The organism is Streptomyces sp. NBC_00667, from assembly GCF_036226825.1.
Classification (GTDB): domain Bacteria; phylum Actinomycetota; class Actinomycetes; order Streptomycetales; family Streptomycetaceae; genus Streptomyces.
In genome coordinates this window covers 3,886,782-3,904,519 of the sequence record NZ_CP109022.1, presented here as the reverse complement: position 1 = coordinate 3,904,519, position 17,738 = coordinate 3,886,782, and the positions used below count along the sequence as shown (strand labels likewise).

The 17,738-nt window shown below is 74.1% G+C and carries 17 protein-coding genes; 7 read left to right on the top strand and 10 right to left on the bottom strand.

Features of this window, described 5'->3' with window-relative positions:
- Positions 1-173 precede the first annotated feature (173 nt).
- Positions 174-1,364 (top strand): thiolase C-terminal domain-containing protein, encoded by a 1,191-nt coding sequence (locus tag OHA81_RS18190; protein WP_329197270.1) that lies wholly within the window; start codon positions 174-176, stop codon positions 1,362-1,364.
- Between the two features lie 126 nt (positions 1,365-1,490).
- Here the strand turns inward: OHA81_RS18190 and OHA81_RS18185 are convergent, their stop codons facing one another.
- Entirely contained in the window at positions 1,491-2,045 is a 555-nt protein-coding gene (locus tag OHA81_RS18185) for a hypothetical protein (RefSeq protein WP_329197268.1), read from the bottom strand.
- 140 nt (positions 2,046-2,185) lie between these two features.
- Here OHA81_RS18185 and OHA81_RS18180 point away from each other — a divergent pair, with 140 nt between their 5' ends.
- Positions 2,186-2,860 carry a pyridoxine/pyridoxamine 5'-phosphate oxidase gene (locus OHA81_RS18180; RefSeq protein WP_329197266.1) on the top strand — a complete coding sequence of 225 codons (675 nt, stop codon included), beginning with the start codon at positions 2,186-2,188 and terminating at the stop codon, positions 2,858-2,860.
- A 36-nt stretch (positions 2,861-2,896) separates the two neighbouring features.
- On the opposite strand, the gene OHA81_RS18175 is transcribed toward OHA81_RS18180, so the two are convergent.
- From OHA81_RS18175 to OHA81_RS18165, 3 genes are all read right to left on the bottom strand, one after another.
- On the bottom strand, positions 2,897-3,709 hold the full coding sequence (locus OHA81_RS18175) for an LppU/SCO3897 family protein (RefSeq protein WP_329197264.1): 813 nt from the start codon (positions 3,707-3,709) through the stop codon (positions 2,897-2,899).
- A 139-nt stretch (positions 3,710-3,848) separates the two neighbouring features.
- Complete coding sequence (locus tag OHA81_RS18170; RefSeq protein WP_329197263.1) at positions 3,849-4,283, bottom strand: Zn-ribbon domain-containing OB-fold protein; 435 nt, start codon at positions 4,281-4,283, stop codon at positions 3,849-3,851.
- Positions 4,280-4,732, bottom strand: coding sequence for a DoxX family protein (locus tag OHA81_RS18165; RefSeq protein ID WP_329197261.1), 453 nt, complete (start codon positions 4,730-4,732; stop codon positions 4,280-4,282). The genes OHA81_RS18170 and OHA81_RS18165 overlap by 4 nt, the downstream gene beginning before the upstream one ends.
- 154 nt (positions 4,733-4,886) lie before the next feature.
- Here OHA81_RS18165 and OHA81_RS18160 point away from each other — a divergent pair, with 154 nt between their 5' ends.
- The 3 genes from OHA81_RS18160 (at position 4,887) to OHA81_RS18150 (ending at position 9,805) form a co-directional block, all read left to right on the top strand.
- Positions 4,887-6,095 carry a flavin-containing monooxygenase gene (locus OHA81_RS18160; protein ID WP_329197259.1) on the top strand — a complete coding sequence of 403 codons (1,209 nt, stop codon included), beginning with the start codon at positions 4,887-4,889 and terminating at the stop codon, positions 6,093-6,095.
- A gap of 163 nt (positions 6,096-6,258) precedes the next feature.
- Complete coding sequence (locus OHA81_RS18155; protein WP_329197257.1) at positions 6,259-8,493, top strand: acetate--CoA ligase family protein; 2,235 nt, start codon at positions 6,259-6,261, stop codon at positions 8,491-8,493.
- 487 nt (positions 8,494-8,980) lie between these two features.
- A complete protein-coding gene (locus OHA81_RS18150; RefSeq protein WP_329197255.1) occupies positions 8,981-9,805 on the top strand; it encodes an enoyl-CoA hydratase/isomerase family protein in 825 nt (274 codons plus the stop codon).
- Between the two features lie 70 nt (positions 9,806-9,875).
- On the opposite strand, the gene OHA81_RS18145 is transcribed toward OHA81_RS18150, so the two are convergent.
- Positions 9,876-10,667, bottom strand: a complete 792-nt coding sequence (locus tag OHA81_RS18145; RefSeq protein ID WP_329197253.1) for a VOC family protein — start codon at positions 10,665-10,667, stop codon at positions 9,876-9,878.
- A 226-nt stretch (positions 10,668-10,893) separates the two neighbouring features.
- Here OHA81_RS18145 and OHA81_RS18140 point away from each other — a divergent pair, with 226 nt between their 5' ends.
- Positions 10,894-11,511 (top strand): flavin reductase family protein, encoded by a 618-nt coding sequence (locus OHA81_RS18140; protein ID WP_329202364.1) that lies wholly within the window; start codon positions 10,894-10,896, stop codon positions 11,509-11,511.
- Between the two features lie 129 nt (positions 11,512-11,640).
- Here OHA81_RS18140 and OHA81_RS18135 read toward each other — a convergent pair whose 3' ends face one another.
- The 3 genes from OHA81_RS18135 to OHA81_RS18125 are packed head-to-tail and all read right to left on the bottom strand — an operon-like array spanning position 11,641 to position 14,834.
- Positions 11,641-12,708: a Zn-dependent alcohol dehydrogenase gene (locus OHA81_RS18135; RefSeq protein ID WP_329197251.1), complete on the bottom strand. Its 1,068-nt coding sequence runs from the start codon at positions 12,706-12,708 to the stop codon at positions 11,641-11,643.
- A gap of 4 nt (positions 12,709-12,712) precedes the next feature.
- Complete coding sequence (locus OHA81_RS18130; protein ID WP_329197250.1) at positions 12,713-13,912, bottom strand: acyl-CoA dehydrogenase family protein; 1,200 nt, start codon at positions 13,910-13,912, stop codon at positions 12,713-12,715.
- Between the two features lie 10 nt (positions 13,913-13,922).
- Positions 13,923-14,834 (bottom strand): SDR family oxidoreductase, encoded by a 912-nt coding sequence (locus tag OHA81_RS18125; RefSeq protein ID WP_329197247.1) that lies wholly within the window; start codon positions 14,832-14,834, stop codon positions 13,923-13,925.
- Positions 14,835-14,923: 89 nt separating this feature from the next.
- Here OHA81_RS18125 and OHA81_RS18120 point away from each other — a divergent pair, with 89 nt between their 5' ends.
- Positions 14,924-15,850, top strand: a complete 927-nt coding sequence (locus tag OHA81_RS18120) for a cyclase family protein (RefSeq protein WP_329197245.1) — start codon at positions 14,924-14,926, stop codon at positions 15,848-15,850.
- A gap of 185 nt (positions 15,851-16,035) precedes the next feature.
- Here OHA81_RS18120 and OHA81_RS18115 read toward each other — a convergent pair whose 3' ends face one another.
- Both OHA81_RS18115 and OHA81_RS18110 read right to left on the bottom strand, forming a co-directional pair.
- On the bottom strand, positions 16,036-16,509 hold the full coding sequence (locus tag OHA81_RS18115) for an ATP-binding protein (RefSeq protein ID WP_329197244.1): 474 nt from the start codon (positions 16,507-16,509) through the stop codon (positions 16,036-16,038).
- A gap of 316 nt (positions 16,510-16,825) precedes the next feature.
- Complete coding sequence (locus tag OHA81_RS18110) at positions 16,826-17,737, bottom strand: acyl-CoA dehydrogenase family protein (RefSeq protein WP_329202362.1); 912 nt, start codon at positions 17,735-17,737, stop codon at positions 16,826-16,828.
- Position 17,738 lies beyond the last annotated feature (1 nt).

Below are 17,738 nucleotides of genomic sequence, written 5' to 3'. Positions count from 1 at the left end.
GGCCGGGGGGATATCTGACGGGCCGTCATGTTAGGGCGGCGGGCCGCGGATGCCCAGGGGCTGTCACCGCCGAAGTCGCGCCGGGCGCCACGACGTGCACCACCCCGGTTCCGGCGGCACTACGGCCGGACGGGGCCTAGCGCCTGACGGTACGTCAGATATACGGTCGCCCCATGCCTGGACCCCTCTCCGCCGCCTCCGCACCCCGCCGCAGGGTCGCGGTCGTCGGCGTCGCGCTCTCGGACTGCGGCCGGGTCGACGGCCCCACCCCCTACGCCCTGCACGCCCAGGCCGCCCGCCGGGCGCTCGCCGACTCGGGCCTGGACCGCTCCCTCATCGACGGCCTTGCCTCGGCGGGCCTCGGCACCCTCGCCCCCGTCGAGGTGGCCGAGTACCTCGGGCTGCGCCCCACCTGGGTCGACTCCACCTCCGTCGGCGGCTCCACCTGGGAAGTCATGGCGGCCCACGCCGCCGACGCCATCGCCGCGGGCCACGCCAACGCAGTCCTGCTGGTCTACGGCTCCACCGCCCGCGCCGACGTCAAGGCCCGCCGGCGCACCTCGAACCTCTCCTTCGGGGCCCGGGGCCCGCTCCAGTTCGAGGTCCCGTACGGCCACACCCTCGTCGCGAAGTACGCCATGGCCGCACGCCGCCACATGCACGAGTACGGCACCACGGCGGAGCAGCTCGCCGCCGTGGCCGTCCAGGCGCGGGCGAACGCCGCCACCAACCCCGACGCGATGTACCGGGACCCGATCACGGTGGAGGACGTGCTGTCCGCCGAGATGATCGCGGACCCGTTCACGAAGCTGCACTGCTGCATCCGCTCCGACGGCGGCTGCGCGGTGCTGCTCGCGGCGGAGGACTACGTACCGGACACCGCGAAGGCGCCCGTCTGGATCCTGGGTTCGGGCACCTCCGTCTCCCACACCACCATGTCGGAGTGGGAGGACTTCACCGTCTCCCCGGCGGCGGTCTCGGGCCGCCTGGCCTTCGAACGGGCCGGTCTGGGCCCGGCGGACGTGGATCTGGCGGAGATCTACGACGCCTTCACGTACATGACCCTGGTGACCCTGGAGGACCTCGGCTTCTGCGCCAAGGGGGAGGGCGGGGCCTTCGTGGAGAAGGGCCGGCTGCTGCGGGACGGCGAACTGCCCGTCAACACCGACGGTGGCGGGCTCTCGGCCTGCCACCCCGGGATGCGGGGCCTGTTCCTGCTGGTGGAGGCGGTCCGCCAGCTCCGCGGCGAGGCCGGCCCCGACCGCCAGGTCACCAAGCGGAACGGCCGACTGCCCGAGGTGGCCCTGGCCTCGGGCACGGGCGGCTGGTTCTGCTCCTCGGGCACCGTCATCCTCGGGCGGTAGGCCCCGCGGCGGGCCGGCATCACCGGCGACCCCCGGGGCCGCTCAAGGGCCCCGGGGGGCCGGCGGCCCGGCGGGGCGAGGCTCCGGCGGGCGGGGCGGCTCCGGCGGCCCGCCGACTGCGGCCGCTCAGTAGTTCCAGCGCGCCCGGCTGCCCTCCGAGCGGCAGTGGATGATGCGGCCGTTCGCGGCGTGCGTCTCGCGGCCGACGTCCGCCTTGCGGCAGAACTGGCCCGCCTTGTAGCAGTTCCCGGAGTCGGAGACGATCTCGCAGGCGGCTTCCTCCGCCTGCGTCGGCTCCTGCGCCGGCTCTGCGGTCGCGGCCCGCGTCGGCGCCTGCGTCGTCGGGGCCGGAGCCTTTACCGTCGGTTCGGCCGAGGGCGTCCGCACAGCGGCGGGCGCCGGCGCCGAGGGGCCGGGCAGCGGGGAGGACGAGACGGAGGGCGAGGGCGAGGCAGAGGGCGTGGGCGGGGGCGGGGCCGAGGATTCCGCCGACACGAGCGCCGACGGTGCGACCGGCGCCAAGGAGGCGGCCGCACCGCTCCCCGTGCCGGGCCCGCACGCGACGGCCGCCCCCGCCAGCAGCAGCGCCGCCAGCGTCCGCCGGAGAACCGTCCCCGTACGCCCCGTGCGCCCCGTGCGCCCCACGCGTCTGCCGTCCGAGCCGTCCACCGGTATGCCCATCGGTACCCCCACCCCTCAGCAGTTTGATGAGGGCACATCATATGGACGCGGGGGGCGTGCCGGAGGCACTTTCCACCGGTTCGCGGGGCCCGCCCCGGCCACCGCACCGCGCCCGCCCCGGATGGTGTTCGATGGCCCGTATGACCAGCGAGACGAGCGGCGACGACTTCCGGGACACCCTGCACTCCCTGCGCGTCTGGGACACCCCGCTGCCCTCCTTCGACCCCGGGGCCGCGCCGGCCGAGCCGCTGCCCCTGTTCCGCGAGTGGTTCGTCCACGCCGCCCGCGCCGGGCAGCCCGAGCCGCACACGATGAGCCTGGCGACGGTCGACCCCGAGGGGCGGCCCGACGTGCGCACCCTGATGCTGCACGACGCCGACGCGCGGGGCTGGCACTTCGCCTCGCACGCCACCAGCGCGAAGGGGCGCCAGCTGGCCGGGCGGCCCCAGGCGGCGCTCGGTTTCTACTGGCCCGCAGTGGGACGGCAGATCCGGATCCGGGGACGGGTCACGGCGTGCGGGGCGCGGGAGAGCCGCGAGGACCTGGCGGTGCGCTCGCGCGGGGCGCTGGCCGCGGCCCTGACCGGCCGCCAGAGCGAGGTGCTGGGCTCCCTGACGGACCTCGCCGAGGCCTCGGCGGCGGCATGGGCCCGTGCCGGGGCCGACCCGCAGGCGCCGGCACCGACGTGGACGCGCTACGTGCTGGACCCGGCCGAGGTCGAGTTCTTCCAGGGCGACCCCGCCCGCCGCCACACCCGCCTCCTCTACCGGCGGGACCCCGACGGCGGCTGGTCGCGCATCCTGCTGTGGCCGTGAGGCGGCCGGCCCCCGGGGACGGGCGCCCCCGGGGCCTCAGCTGCGGGAATACGAACCGAGGCCGATCAGGCAGTACACGTACTCGTTGATCGGAGCCCCGTTGAGGGTGTAGCGGTACGAGAACGCGTACTCCGTGCGCGGGGTGTCGTCGCAGCGGTGCAGGTCCGAGGTGAACCCGAAGCGCTGGATCACCTTGTAGTGCGCGTCCGACGCCGAGCAGGAGACCTCTTCCACGTCGTCGACGCGCTGCGCGGTCGTCGAGTCCGGCAGCTGCCCGTTGAGGCAGGTCCCCTTGTCGAACGGGCTCGGGTCCGCCGTGGTGGGGGCCGAGGTGGGGTACGGGTACGCGGGGACGGAGCTGCTGCTGTCCGCGCCGGACGTGTACGAGGTGCGGGTCGGCAACGGCTCGGGCGAAAAGGAGCTGTACGTCGGGTCGGGCGTCGGGCTGTACGTCGAGCTGGGCGACGAGGACGCGGTGTGCTTGTCGTCGTCATCGCCACCGCTGTTCGCCACGACCGCCACGATGATCACGGCCACGACGACGCCGACCACCGCGAGCCAGCCGCCGGCACCGGACGACGACCTGGCCGGCTGACCGGGTACGGCGGCGCTCGCGACGGTCGGCGGCCCCTGTGCAGCCGCCGAACCGGCCCCCGCACCGCCCGCGACCCGTATCCGCAGCAGAACCTCGGTCCCGCCCGCGCGGGCCCGTACGAGTTCGCCGTCCCGGACCCCGGCGGGGATCCGCAGGCGCACGTCCCCGCCGGGCAGTGACACCGGAAGGATCACGCCGTAGGCCGCCTGCTGGGGGGTGATCGTGAGGGGGATCTCCTGCGAGGACGAGGACACCGGCTGCTCCGAGGGGTGAGGTGGTCCGGACCTTTCTGGTGCCGTTCCAGGATCGCCGGGTCCGGGCCGGGGAAGCAGCCGTTCCGCCGGACCGGTGCGGGGCTGTGACATTCCGCGCACGCAGTGGTGCGTACGGCGACTACCGCGCCGTGTCGCCCGGCCGGGCGGCCGGGCGGAAGACCGGGACGACCGGGCCCGGGCCGCCCGTGCGGAACGCGACCCGCAACGGCGTCCCGACGCCCAGGTCCGCCGGCCCGCAGCCCACGAGTTCCGTCATCATCCGCGGCCCCTCCGCCAGGTCGACCACCGCCGCGACGTACGGGACCCGCTCCCCGAAGGGGGGCAGGTCGTTGCGGTGGACGACCGACCAGGTGTATAGGACGGCCGACCCCTCGGCCTCCTCCCACCGCACCCGGTCCTCGCCCGCCCAGCAGAACGGGCAGAACTCCCGGGGGTAGTGGTGCGCCCGGCCGCAGTCCGCGCAGCGGCGCAGCAGGAGCCGCCCCTCGGCGGCCGCGTCCCAGTAGGGGCGGGTGAAGTCGTCCGCCTCGGGCACGTCGTGGCGCGTGGTCACAGGAAGAGTCCCATCGCCGCGTCGAGGGACCAGACCTGCCAGCCCATGGCGAAGAGCGCGACCAGGGAGATGAGCGCCATCATGGCGTTCTGCCCCTGCTCGGCCCAGTCGTGGATCATCAGCACCAGGTACAGCAGGTTGAGCAGCAGCCCCCCGACCAGCGCGATGGGGGTCAGCAGCCTGAGGACCAGGCCGAGACCGAGCGCCAGTTCCGCGTACACCACCACGTACGCCATGAGCCTGGGGCGCGGCCGGACGACCCGGTCGAAGCCGCTTTTCACGAACGTCCAGCGGTGTTTGCCCGCCACATCGGCGGCCCACGCGATGCCGGTGCCGCGCTCGAACCAGCCCTTCTTGTCCTTGTGCCGCCAGCTCTCCAGCCACCACAGGCCGAGGCCCGTTCGGAGCACGGCCATCCATTCGGCTCCACTGAGCCAGACGGTCTGCATCGACAGCCCCCTCCTCCATTATCTGACGGAACGTCAGTTGACCCGATCGGGGCGCGTCCCGCAAGGCCCCCGGAGCCGGCCCGTGACCGATCCGCAATCGATTCCCTCCTTGTCCGAGACCCATCAACTCTCTGTGTCGATACGCTCACACCTCATGCCCGCAGCCCCCACAGCCCCCGACCTGACCACCCAGCCGCGCCCCGTGTACGTGATCGGCGCCGGCCCCGGCGGCCTCGCCGTCGCCGCCGCGCTGCGTGCCCGCGGGATCCGCGCCGTGGTGGTCGAGAAGTCCGACGCGGTCGGCACCTCGTGGCGCTCCCACTACGACCGGCTCCACCTGCACACCACCAGGCGCCTCTCCGGCCTGCCGGGCCTCGCCGTGCCGCGCCGCTTCGGACGGTGGGTCGCGCGGGAGGACGTCGTGCGGTACCTGGAGAAGTACGCCGAGTTCCACGAGCTGGAACTGGTCACCGGCGTGGAGGTGACCCGCATCGAGCCGGCCGCCGACGCGGAGGGCGGGGCCGGCGGCTGGACCCTGCACGCCAGCGGCGGGCGGGTACTGGCCGCGGGGGCCGTCGTCGTGGCCACCGGGTTCAACCACACCCCGGCGCTGCCCGACTGGCCCGGCCGGGAGGGCTTCGAAGGGCGGCTGCTGCACGCCGCCGAGTACCGCAACCCCGCCCCGTACGCCGGCCGGGACGTGCTCGTCGTCGGCGTCGGCAACACCGGCGCGGAGATCGCCGCAGACCTGGCAGAGGGCGGGGCCGCGCGGGTGCGGCTCGCCGTCCGCACCGCCCCGCACATCGTGCGCCGCTCCACCGCCGGCTGGCCGGCGCAGCGCACCGGGATCCTGGTCCGCAGGCTGCCCGTCCGGCTGGTGGACCGGCTCGGCGCGCTCGTCGCCAAGGCGTCCGTGCCGGACCTGACGGCGTACGGTCTCCCGCGCCCCGCCACCGGGCTGTACAGCAGGGTCAAGGAGGGCGCCATCCCGGTCCAGGACGTCGGGCTGATCGACGCGGTCCGCCGCGGGGCGGTCGAGCCGGTCGCGGCCGTGACCTCCTTCGACGGGGACGCGGTGGTGCTGGCGGACGGCAGCCGGATCACCCCCGAGGTGGTGATCGCCGCGACCGGCTACCGGCGGGCACTGGAAGGCCTGGTCGGCCACCTCGGCGTGCTCGACGAGCGCGGCCGCCCCCTCGCGCACGGCGCCCGCACCCTCGCGCAGGCCCCGGGTCTCCACTTCACCGGCTTCACCAACCCCATCAGCGGAATGCTGCGGGAACTGGCCCTGGACGCGGAGAGGATCGCCAAGGCCCTGGCCCGTCGCGGCGGGGCTACCCGCGGCCGTCGCAGGGTCGGCTGAAACCGTCCTGGACCCCCGCCCCGGGGGTCTGGGACCGTTCCACACATCACCTCCACCATCTTTCCTGCGCATCCCTGTTCCTGACGGCGTGTCAGTTCAGTAATCTGACTATGCGTCAGCTAGCGCGACTCATGGAGTCCATCGAGCAGGAGCGGGCGGAACGATGCTTGGATCTACTCACGGCACCCTCACCACCGACTTCCGCGCACGGGTCGAGGCCTGCGGCGAAACCCCCCGGACGGCCGTCCACTCCACGGCGGCACCCACCGCCGAGGGCGCGGCCGCACTGGACGTCAGCGGACGGCCGCTGCGCTGCGACGTGCCCGACCTGGACCGGTTCTTCCGGCCCGAGGCCGTCGCCGTCATCGGCGCCTCCGACGCCGAGGGCAGAGCGAACACCGGCATCACCCGGCAGCTCATCGCCTGGGCGGAGCGCGTCGGTGCCCGGATCCACCCCGTGCACCCGACCCGCTCCACCGTCTTCGGACTGCCCTGCCACGCCTCCGTGGCCGAGCTGCCCGAACAGGTGGACCTCGCGGTGCTGCTGGTGGCCGACCCGCTCCCGGTGATCGAGGAACTGGCCGAGGCCAAGGTCAGGTTCGCGGTCGCCTTCGCCTCCGGCTTCGCCGAGACCGGTGACGCGGGAGCCGCTGCCCAGGCCCGGCTCTCCGCCGCCGTCCGCCGCTCCGGATTGCGCCTGCTCGGCCCCAACACCAACCTCAACGCCTTCGAGGCGTTCCGCGACGACCTGGACGGCCCGGCCATCGCGCTGATCACCCAGTCCGGCCACCAGGGCCGGCCCCTCTACACCCTCCAGGAACTCGGCATCCGGCTCTCCCACTGGGCCCCCACGGGCAACGAGGCCGATCTGGAGACCGCCGACTTCATCTCCTACTTCGCCCAGCGGCCCGAGGTCGGCGCCATCGCCTGCTACGTCGAGGGGCTCAAGGACGGCCGCGCCTTCCTGCTCGCCGCCGACCGGGCCGCGCGGGCCGGGGTGCCCGTCGTCGCCGTCAAGGTCGGCCGTACCGAGACCGGCGCCCGGATGGCGGCCTCCCACACGGGGAAGCTGACGGGCGCCGACGCCGTCGTGGACGCGGCCATGCGGCAGTTCGGGGTGATCCGGGTCGACGGCCTGGACGAGCTCCAGGACACGGCCGCCCTGCTCGCCCGCGCGCGCCCGCCCCGGGCCGAAGGCGTCGTCGTGTACTCCATCTCCGGCGGCACCGGCGCCCACTTCTCCGACCTGGCGACGGAGGCGGGCCTGACCCTGCCCACGCTCTCCGAGGCCAAGCAGGCCGAACTGCACCAGTGGATACCGCCGTACCTGAACGTCGCGAACCCCGTCGACAACGGCGGCCACCCCGTCGGCGACTGGCGCGGCCCCAAGATCATCGATGCCCTCCTGGCGGACCCGTCCGTAGGCGTCCTCATCTGCCCGATCACCGGCCCGTTCCCGCCCATGAGCGACAAGCTGGCGCAGGACCTGGTGGACGCCGCCGAGCGGACGGACAAGCTGGTCTGCGTGATCTGGGGCTCGCCCGTCGGCACCGAGGAGGCCTACCGCACCACGCTGCTCGGCTCCTCCCGCGTCGCCACCTTCCGCACCTTCGGCAACTGCATCACCGCCGTACGGGCCTACCTGGGCCACCACCGCTTCACCGCGTCCTACCGCTCGCCCTTCGAGGACGCCCCGCGCACGCCGTCCCCCTCCTACCGCAAGGCACAGGCCCTGATGCGCCCGGGGCAGCAACTCAGCGAGCACGCGGCGAAGCAGCTGCTGCGGGCGTACGGGATACGGGTCCCGCGCGAGCAGCTGGTCACCAGCGCGGCGGCGGCGGTACGGGCGGCGGGGCTGGTCGGCTACCCGGTCGTCATGAAGGCCTCGGGGCCGCAGCTGGGGCACAAGACGGAACTGGGCCTGGTCAAGATCGGCCTGACCTCGGCGAGCCAGATCCGCGACGCGTACCGGGAGCTGACGGACATCGCCCGCTACGAGAACGTCCCGCTGGACGGCATCCTCGTCTGCCAGATGGTCGAGCGGGGCGTGGAGATGGTCGTCGGCGTCACCCAGGACGACCTCTTCGGCCCGACGGTGACGGTGGGGCTGGGCGGCGTCCTGGTGGAAGTCCTGCGCGACGCGGCGGTACGGGTACCGCCGTTCGGGGAGGACCAGGCCCGGGCGATGCTGACGGAACTGCGCGGGCACGCGCTGCTGGAGGGCGTACGGGGCGCCCCTGCGGCGGACGTGGACGCGCTGGTCGAGGTCGTCCTCCGGGTCCAGCGGATGGCGCTCGAACTGGGCGACACCCTGTCCGAGCTGGACATCAACCCCCTGATGGTCCTCCCCCGCGGCCAGGGCGCGGTGGCGCTGGACGCCCTGGCCATCTGCCGTTGACGCTGCGCCGGCCCGGGCCTCGCGCGGCTCCCCCCGACCCCCGCCCGGGCCGGCCGGAGCCCCAGCCCCCGGGAACCGGAACCCGGGGCCCCGTACGTGCGCTCAATCGCCGCGCGGGCTGGATTGCCGGCGCCCCGGGGGACTGGACCCGGGGCTCCGCCCCGGACCCCGTACGTGCGCTCCGCGCCCGTGCGCTCAATCGCCGCGCGGGCTGGATGTGCTCCGCACCTCCCAGCCCTGCGGCGCCGCCGGCAATTCCAGCCCCGCCGGCGTTTGAGGCGCGGGGTCCGGGGCGGAGCCCCGGGGAACGGGGGAAGGGCGGGGCGGGAGACGGCCCCGCGCAGCGGCCCCCACACCCCGCACCCGACCGCCAGGGCCACCGGTACCGGCCCCTGCCCCGCGCCCGGCCGCAGGGCCCCCGGCACCCGCACCCCTGACCCCACACCCGGCACCCGGCCACCGGCCACCACCCCGAACGGGAGTTCACATGACCAGCGCAGCCCCCGGTGACGAAGTCCTGCACCGCATCGAGACCGGCGGTGTCTCCTGGATCACCCTCAACCGCCCCGCGGCGATGAACGCCCTCACCCGGGACAACCGCGAGCGGGTCATCGCGCTCCTCGCCGACGCCTCCGCCGACCCCCGCATCCGCGCCGTCGTCCTCACCGCCACCGGCAAGGGCTTCTGCGCCGGCGCCGACCTCCGCACCGGCCCCACCGCCGCCGGTGACCCCGCCCCCGCCGACCGCGTCGCGGGCGACGTCGCCCGCATGATCCGCCTCGGCGCGCAGCGCCTGATCACCGCGGTCCTCGACTGCGAGAAGCCCGTCATCGCCGCCGTCAACGGCACCGCCGCCGGCATCGGCTCCCACCTCGCGCTCGCCTGCGACCTCGTCATCGCCGCCGAACCGGCCCGTTTCATCGAGGTGTTCGTCCGCCGCGGCCTCGTCCCCGACGGCGGCGGCGCGTACCTCCTGCCCCGCCTCCTCGGCCCGCAGAAGGCCAAGGAGCTGATGTTCTTCGGCGACGCCGTCCCCGCCGCCGAGGCCGAACGCCTCGGGCTGGTCAACACCGTCGTCCCGGCCGACGCCCTGGAGGCGACCGCCCGCGCCTGGGCGGAGCGCCTGGCCCAGGGCCCGACCCGGGCCCTGGCCCTGACGAAGCAGTTGGTCAACGCCTCCCTCGACGGGGACCGGGCCGCCGCCCTGGCCGCCGAGGCCACCGCCCAGGAGATCAACATGACCACCGCCGACGCCAACGAGGGCGTGGCCGGCTTCGTGGAGCGCCGCACCCCCAAATACCTCGGGCGGTAACCGGGCGGCCGCCCGGCCCGGCGGCCGCCCGGCCCGGCAGCCCCGCAACCCAGCGGCCCCGCGGCCCGACCTACATCTGCGGGCTCGGCTTCAGCAGCGCGAACGTCGCCCCGAACGGGTCCGCGACCCACGCGATCCGGCCGACGTCCGGCACGTCCGCCGCCGGCATCAGCACCGAGCCGCCGTTGCCCTGCACGGCGCTCACCGTGGCGTCCACGTCCGCGACGTGGAAGTACGGCACCCAGCTCGGCCCGACACCGCCGCCCCCGGCCCCGTCACCCTGGGGCGCGACCCCGCCGAAGGACGCCTCCCGCTGGTCGCCGTCCTTGGTGCTCAGCACCCGGTACGTCATCCCGGGCGCCTGCATCTCCTCGCTGCGCCAGCCGAACACCCCGCTGTAGAAGGAGACGGCCGCGACCGGGTCCGGTGCGTGCAGCTCCACCCAGACCAGCGAGTTCTCCTCCGAGGCCACCCCCAGGCCGCTGGTCTTGCCCGGCTGCCACGAGGCGAACTGGGCGCCCTGCGGGTCGGTGAACTGCCCGAGCCACCCCTCGCCCATCACGTCCATCGGCTCCATCCGGACGGTGCCGCCGCCGTCCCTGACGGCCGAGGCGGTGGCTTGGATGTCCGGGGTCATGAAGTGCACCATCCAGGCGGACTTCGCACCCTGCTCGGTGAGCGGCCCGATCGCGGCGACGGTCTTGCCGCCCTGCTGGAAGAAGCCGTACCCGCCGGTCTCGGGGCCGGCGGAGACGAAGTTCCATCCGAAGACGCCGCTGTAGAAGGCGGTGGCGGCGTCCACGTCGGGGCTGCCGAGGTCGAGCCAGTTGGGCGAGCCGGTACGGAAGTCGGTGCCGAGCATGGGTTCTCTCCCGGGTGTCTGCGGTCGTTCGGCGCACGGCGGCACGCCGGTCCCCGCCACCATGCCGAGCCCGCGCGGGGCCGTCCGGCGTACGGGCACGGCGGGCCGGAGGTTTCACCCGTACGGGGGAACGCCCGGGCCCCCGATCCCGTGGCCGCGCCGGTCCGACCCCTTCCAATCTGACGCACCGTCAGCTTCAATCAACGGTGTGATGGGACACGCAGGGATGGCGGCCACCGTCGTCCGATACCTCAGGTCAGTCGGCTCCCCCACCTCCGCCGCGCCGGAGCCGGATCCGCTGTTCGACGCCGCCCTGCCGCGTCCCGACCTGCGGGCCGTCCGGGAGGACGAGCGGGCGCCGGTCGCCCCCGCCGAGTTCCGGGCCGTCCTCGGGAACTTCGCCAGCGGGGTCACCGTCATCACCGCCCCGGCCGTCGAGGGCGCGGACGGGCCGGCCGGCTTCGCGTGCCAGTCCTTCGCCTCGCTGTCCCTGGACCCGCCGCTGGTCACCTTCATGGTGGCCCGTACGTCGACCACCTGGCCCCGGATCGCCCGCGCGGGGGTGTTCTGCGTCAACATCCTGGGCGCCGAACAGGGGTCGCTGTGCCGGTCGTTCGCTGTCAGCGGCGCGGACAAGTTCGCCGGCGTCGTCCACCGCCCGTCCCCCGCGACGGGGTCGCCGCAGCTGGACGCCGTGCCCGCCTGGATCGACTGCCGGATCCACGCCGTCCACACGGGCGGGGACCACCTCATCGTGGTCGGCCGCGTCGAGGCCCTGGGCGCGGCCGGCGAAGGCGACCCGCTCCTCTTCCACCAGGGCAGGTTCGGCCGCTTCACACCGTGAGCCCGAAAGCCCGGAAGCCCGGAAGCCCGGAAGCCCGGAAGCCCGCAGACCGTCGGCCCATAGCCCGTAGCCCGCGAAGCCCCCCGCCCCCGTGCCGGGACCCCGCGCAGGGGCCCGGCACCGGCGCGTTCAAAAGGTCAGCACCCCGCGCGCCACGCGCCCGTGCCGCGCGTCGTCCACCGCCTTCGCGAAGTCCTCCACCGGGTAGACCTCCGTCACCAGCTCGTCCAGCAGCAGCTTCCCCTGCCGGTACAGCTCGGCGTACAGGGCCGTGTCGCGCTGCGGCCGGGAGGACCCGTACCGGCACCCCATGATCGTCTTGTCCAGGTACAGGGACGACACCTGGAAGGAGGCCTCCTCCTTGGAGCCCGGCACGCCCAGCAGGACCGCCTGCCCGTGCCGGTCGAGGAGGTCGATCGCCTGCCGGATCAGCCGTACGTGACCCACGCACTCGAAGGCGTGGTCGGCGCCGGTCGGCAGGATCTCGCGGATCGCCGCCGAGGTGTCCGCGGCGGCGGAGGCGTCGATGAAGTGGGTGGCCCCGAACTGCCGGGCCACCGCCTCCTTCGCCGGGTTGGCGTCCACCGCGACGATGGTGGCGGCCCCCGCGATCCGGGCGCCCTGGAGCACGTTCAGCCCGATGCCGCCGGCGCCGATCACGACCACCGACTCGCCGTGGTCCACCCGCGCCCGGTTCAGTACCGCCCCCACCCCGGTCAGGACCCCGCACCCGATCAGCGCGGCCGAGGTGGCCGGGATGTCCTTCGGGATCTTCACGGCCTGCACGGCCTTGACGATCGTCCGCTCCGCGAACGCCGAGTTGGAGGCGAACTGGAACAGGGGCGTCCCGCCGCGCGAGAAGGGCTGTCCCGGCATTCCGATGGCCTTGCGGCACATGGTGGGCCGGCCCCGGTCGCAGTCCGCGCACGCCCCGCAGTTGGCGAGGGTGGACAGCGAGACGTGGTCCCCGGCCTCCACGTGGGTGACCCCGGCGCCCACGGCCTCGACCACCCCCGCCCCCTCGTGCCCCAGCACCACCGGCGCCGGGAAGGGGATGGTCCCGTCGATCACCGAGAGGTCGCTGTGGCACAGCCCGGCCGCCGATACCGCGACCAGCACCTCCCCCGGCCCCGGGCCGCGGATCTCCAGATCGTCGACCACCTGGGCCTGCTTGCCGTCGAACACGACGCCTCGCATGTCGTCACCGCGTCTCTCTGGGCAGGCCGAGCACGCGCTCGGCGATGATGTTCCGCTGGATCTCGTCCGAACCGCCGTAGATGGTGTCGGCCCGGCTGAACAGGAACAGGCGCTGCTCCTCGTCGAGCCCGTTCTCGTACGGGCTCTCCCCGCCCCAGTCCGCCGGTCCGACGGTGGCCGCCGCGCCCCGCACCGCCACCGCCAGCTCGCCGAGCCGCCGGTGCCAGCCGCCCCACAGCAGCTTCGCGACGCTCGGCGCGCCCTGGTCGCCGCTGCCGCCCAGGGTGCGCAGGGCGTTCCAGCGCATGGTGCGCAGCTCGGCCCACTGCCGTACCAGCCGCTCGTGCAGTACGGGGTCGGCTGCTCCGGAGGCGGCGTGGGCGGCCAGGACCCGTTCCAGTTCGGCGGCGAAGCCGATCTGCTGGACGAGGGTGGAGACGCCGCGTTCCAGGGCGAGCAGGCCCATGGCCACGGTCCAGCCGTCGCCCTCGGCGCCGACGGTCTCGGCGGCCACCGCCCCGTCGAAGAACACCTCGTTGAACTCGCTGGTGCCGGTGAGCTGGCGGATGGGCCGGACCTCGATGCGGCCGGGCTGGTCCATCGGCACCAGCAGGAAGGTCAGCCCCCGGTGGCGGCGGGAGCCGGGTTCGGTGCGGGCCAGGACGAAGCACCAGTCGGCGTCCCGGGCGAGGGAGGTCCAGATCTTCTGCCCGGTGATGCGGTGGCGCCCGTCGGCCGGGTCGCGGACGGCCGCCGTACGGATCCCGGCGAGGTCGGATCCGGCGCCCGGCTCGCTGTACCCCTGGCACCACAGTTCCTCGCCGCGGGCGATGCCCGGCAGGTAGCGGTCCTGCTGCCGCCGGGACCCGTGGGCGATCAGGGTGGGCGCGAGGAGGTTCTCGCCGATGTGGCCGACCCGCCCGGGGGCGCGCAGCGCGGCGTACTCCTCCGCCCACACCACCTGCCCGGTCAGGGAGAGCCGGCGCTGCCCGTAGGCACCGTCGGGGACCTCCCAGCCCTGGCCGATCCAGCCGCCGCGGCCCAGCTCCCGCTCCCAGGCGCGGCGGGCCCCGACCTCCTCGTGTTCGCTGCCGGGGCCGCCGAGCCCGCGGGCGTGCGCGTACGGGCCCACGAGGTGCTCCCGCAGCCACGACCGGGCGCGGCCGCGCAGTTCCTCGTCCTCGGGCCCGAAGCCGAAGTCCATGGGCTCCCCCTCACGCGTTGGGGCGGTCCTTGGCGGCCGCCGCCTTGGCCATGGCCTCCAGCTGCGCGAGCATCGGCATCGGGTCGGTGCCCACCGTCCCGGGCAGGAAGTCGGCGATCTTCTCGGGCGTCCAGGAGCCTTCGGCGTACGCGGCGCGCAGTTCGCGCGGCTGCGCCCACACGGCGATCTTCGGTCCGGCGATGGTGTACACCTGCCCGGTGATCCCCTCGGTCTTCGCCCGGTCGCTGAGCAGGTAGGTGACGAGCGCCGCGACGTCCTCGGGCTCGCCGATCTCCTTGAGCTCCATGGGTACGCCCGCGGACATCCGGGTCCGGGCCACAGGTGCGACGGCGTTGGCGGTGACCCCGTACTTGGCCAGGCCCAGGGCCGCCGAGCGGACGAGGGAGATGATCCCGCCCTTGGCCGCGCTGTAGTTGGCCTGGGCGACCGAGCCCTGGTGGTTGCCGCTGGTGAAGCCTATGAGCGTGCCGGATCCCTGCTTGCGCATGACGGCGGAGGCGGCCCGGAAGACGGTGAAGGTTCCTTTGAGGTGGGTGGCGACCACGGGGTCCCACTCCTGCTCGGACATGTTGAACAGCATCCGCTCGCGCAGGATGCCGGCGACGCAGACGACTCCGTCGACGCGCCCGTAGCGGGCGAGGGCGGTGTCGACGATGCGCTGTCCGCCCTCCATGGTGGAGATGTCGTCGGCGACGGCGACGGCCTCGCCGCCCGCGGTGAGGATCTCCTTGACCACGGATTCGGCGATCTCGCTGGTGGGCTCGCCGCCCTCGATGCCCACGCCGTAGTCGTTGACGACGACCTTGGCCCCTTCGGCGGCCGCGGCGAGTGCCACGGCCCGCCCGATGCCCCGGCCCGCCCCGGTGACGGCGATGACCTTGCCTGCCAGGAAGTTCCCCACGCCCGACCCCTTTCCGCAGTTTCTGACGGACCGTTAGATTCTATGGGCAGCCGGACGCCACAGCACAAGCCCCGGGAGTTGATGAGGCCATGACCTTGCCGGCCGAGTTCCACGACATCGCCAGGCGCGTCAACAACTGGGGCCGGTGGGGCGCCGAGGACGAGAGGGGCACCTTGAACCTGGTCACCGACGCGGTGGTGCGCGCCGCGGCCGCCGAGGTCCGCACGGGCCGGCGGATCCCGCTGGCCCTGCCCCTCAAGGAGGACGGGGTGCAGGCCGGCCTGATCCCCGGCCGGATCAACCCCCTGCACACCATGGTGCAGATCAACCAGGAGCTCTTCGGCCCCGGCACGGTGGCCTGCAACGACGACGCCGTGACGATGGGGCTCCAGGCCGGCACGCACTGGGACGCCCTCACCCACGTCTCGCACTCGGGACGGATCTACAACGGCCGTCCGGCCTCCACGGTCACCGCCCACTCCCGCGCCGAGTTCGGCGGCATCGACAAGGCCGGTCCCGTCGTCTCCCGGGGCGTCCTGCTCGACGTGGCCCGCGCCAAGGGCCTGGACCGGCTGCCGGGCGGCCACGCGGTGACCCCCGAGGACCTCGCGCAGGCGGAGGAGTTCGGCCGGGTCACGGTCCGGGCCGGTGACGTCGTCCTGGTCCGGACGGGCCAGATCCAGGTGTACCTCGCGGGCGACAAGCACGGCTACGGGTTCCCCTCGCCGGGCCTGTCGGTCCGCACCCCCGAGTGGTTCCACGCACGGGACGTGGCGGCGGTCGCCAACGACACCCTGACCTTCGAGATCTTCCCGCCGGAGATCGAGAACCTGTGGCTGCCGGTGCACGCGCTCGACCTGGTCGAGATGGGCATGCTCCAGGGCCAGAACTGGAATCTCGAAAAGTTGTCCACAGCCTGTGCAGAAGAGGGCCGCTACGCGTTCTGGCTCTCCGCGATGCCCGAACCGTTCGTCGGCGGCACCGGCACCCCGGTGGCACCGGTCGCCGTCCTGTGACCGGAGGCCGGATGCCGGAAGGAGCGACCTACTGGGTGGCGGCGTACGCGCATGCACGCCCCGAGCGCGGCACGGCAGCCGCCACCCCACGACCCGCACTCGTCAAGGCAGGACCCTTGGCGTCCCCTCGCGACGAATCGCTCCCCACCAGAGTGATCAACACGTGACGAACCGTCAACACCTCGTTAGAGGTACACGCGGGGTTCCCGGATCGGGGCAAAGAATTCGGCAGACCTTTCCGGGGCGCCCTCGGCGCACTCGGCGCCCGCCTTCCGCGCCCGGTCGACCTCGCACCAGATCCGCTTCCCGGCGCCCTCGGGCTGCCAGCCCCAGCGGTCCGCGAGCCCGTCCACCAGCTCGAGGCCGCGCCCGCCCGTGTCGGTCCCGGCGGCCTGCCTCCGGGCGGGCGCCCGGTCGCTGGCGTCCGCGACCTCGACCCGCACCCCGGGCCCCCCGAACAGCATCCGCAGCACGGCGGGACAGCCGGTGTGCACGACCGCGTTGGTGACCAGCTCCGAGATCAGCAGAATCAGCGTCTCGGCGAGCGGCTCGTCTTCCCCTATGCCGGAACCCGCCAGACGGGACCGCGCCCACCGGCGCGCCCGGCCGACCTCGGCGGGGTCCGCTCCTACCTCAAGCTGAACCTGAAGCACCTGCACCGCTCACACCATCCGAACCGGCGGACACTTCGCCTCACGACGGAACGGGGTCACGGCCAGTGACCCCCTTGTGGAGCAGCATGGTTGACATACAGTCACCACAACAAGCGCTTCGGGCATATTCCAGCGCGAAGGAGTAGGCCTGGTGCATACTGTGCGACGCTCACGCCGCGGGGCCGCTCGCATTCGTGGGAGCGTACCGGAGCGCACCCCCGACTCCGGTCCGTAAGGGGGCGCCCCCAGGACACAAACCGATATCAACTCTCTGTAATCGGACATGAGTCCCGCCTCGTTCCTCCCGTTGCCGAACCCGGCCTCAGCCGACGGCGCCCAGCAGGTCCGCCGCCAGCACCTCCTCCGCCTGCGCAGCCGTGCGCCACTGCTCCGCGCGGACCCAGGCCCGCTTGAGGTGCAGGTGCACGTCCGCCTCCCAGGTGAAGCCCATCCCGCCGTACACCTGGAGGCAGTCGCGGGCCCCCCGCACGGCCGCCTCGTCGGCCAGCAGCTTCGCCGCCGCGATCTCGGCGACGTCGCCCGTCACGGCCGCCGCGTACACCGCGGTACGGGCCACCTCCGCCCGCACCAGCATGCCCGCGCACAGGTGTTTGACCGCCTGGAACGCCCCGATCGGCTGCCCGAACTGCTCACGCCGGCGCGCGTGGTCCACCGCCAGCTCCACGGTCCGCAGGGCGCTGCCGACCTGGAGCGCGGCCGTCAGCAGCGCACCCTCGTCGCGGTAGGGAGCCGGGTCGGGGCCCGGATCCGGGTGGCGGCCCGCCACCCGGTGCAGCGGTGTCAGCGGGTCCACCGAGCGCACCGGCTCGCCTTCGGGCGGCGCGGACGCCCCGAGGACCGCGTCCGCCTCCCCCAGGTGGGCCACCAGCGGCCCGCCCAGGTCGAACGCCGTCACCACCGTCGTCCCGGACGCGGCGCCCGGGACCACCCCGGCCGCCAGGTGCGTGGCCACCAGCGGCCCCGGCAGCAGGGCCCGCCCCGCCTCCTCGAAGACCAGGGCGGCCTCCGGGAGCCCGAGCCCGACCCCGCCGTCGGACTCCGGCAGGCGCAGCGCGAAGAACCCGGCCTCGCCGAGCTCCCGCCACAGCCGCCGGTCCACCGCGACGCCCGCCTCCACCGACGCCCGCAGCGCCTCGCGCCCGTACCGGCCCGCCAGCAGGTCCCGCACGCCCGCCCGCAGGGCGCGCTGTTCCCCGGTCGGCTGGAAGTCCACC

Excerpts from the sequence above, each read along its gene's own strand:
- OHA81_RS18180 (WP_329197266.1), top strand. The coding sequence starts at position 2,186 with ATGACCAGCGAGACGAGCGGCGACGACTTCCGGGACACCCTGCACTCC.
- OHA81_RS18130 (WP_329197250.1), bottom strand. The coding sequence starts at position 13,912 with ATGGACTTCGGCTTCGGGCCCGAGGACGAGGAACTGCGCGGCCGCGCC.
- OHA81_RS18140 (WP_329202364.1), top strand. The coding sequence starts at position 10,894 with ATGGCGGCCACCGTCGTCCGATACCTCAGGTCAGTCGGCTCCCCCACC.
- OHA81_RS18145 (WP_329197253.1), bottom strand. The coding sequence starts at position 10,667 with ATGCTCGGCACCGACTTCCGTACCGGCTCGCCCAACTGGCTCGACCTC.
- OHA81_RS18160 (WP_329197259.1), top strand. The coding sequence starts at position 4,887 with ATGCCCGCAGCCCCCACAGCCCCCGACCTGACCACCCAGCCGCGCCCC.
- OHA81_RS18120 (WP_329197245.1), top strand. The coding sequence starts at position 14,924 with ATGACCTTGCCGGCCGAGTTCCACGACATCGCCAGGCGCGTCAACAAC.
- OHA81_RS18190 (WP_329197270.1), top strand. The coding sequence starts at position 174 with ATGCCTGGACCCCTCTCCGCCGCCTCCGCACCCCGCCGCAGGGTCGCG.
- OHA81_RS18135 (WP_329197251.1), bottom strand. The coding sequence starts at position 12,708 with ATGCGAGGCGTCGTGTTCGACGGCAAGCAGGCCCAGGTGGTCGACGAT.
- OHA81_RS18155 (WP_329197257.1), top strand. The coding sequence starts at position 6,259 with ATGCTTGGATCTACTCACGGCACCCTCACCACCGACTTCCGCGCACGG.
- OHA81_RS18165 (WP_329197261.1), bottom strand. The coding sequence starts at position 4,732 with ATGCAGACCGTCTGGCTCAGTGGAGCCGAATGGATGGCCGTGCTCCGA.
- OHA81_RS18150 (WP_329197255.1), top strand. The coding sequence starts at position 8,981 with ATGACCAGCGCAGCCCCCGGTGACGAAGTCCTGCACCGCATCGAGACC.
- OHA81_RS18185 (WP_329197268.1), bottom strand. The coding sequence starts at position 2,045 with ATGGGCATACCGGTGGACGGCTCGGACGGCAGACGCGTGGGGCGCACG.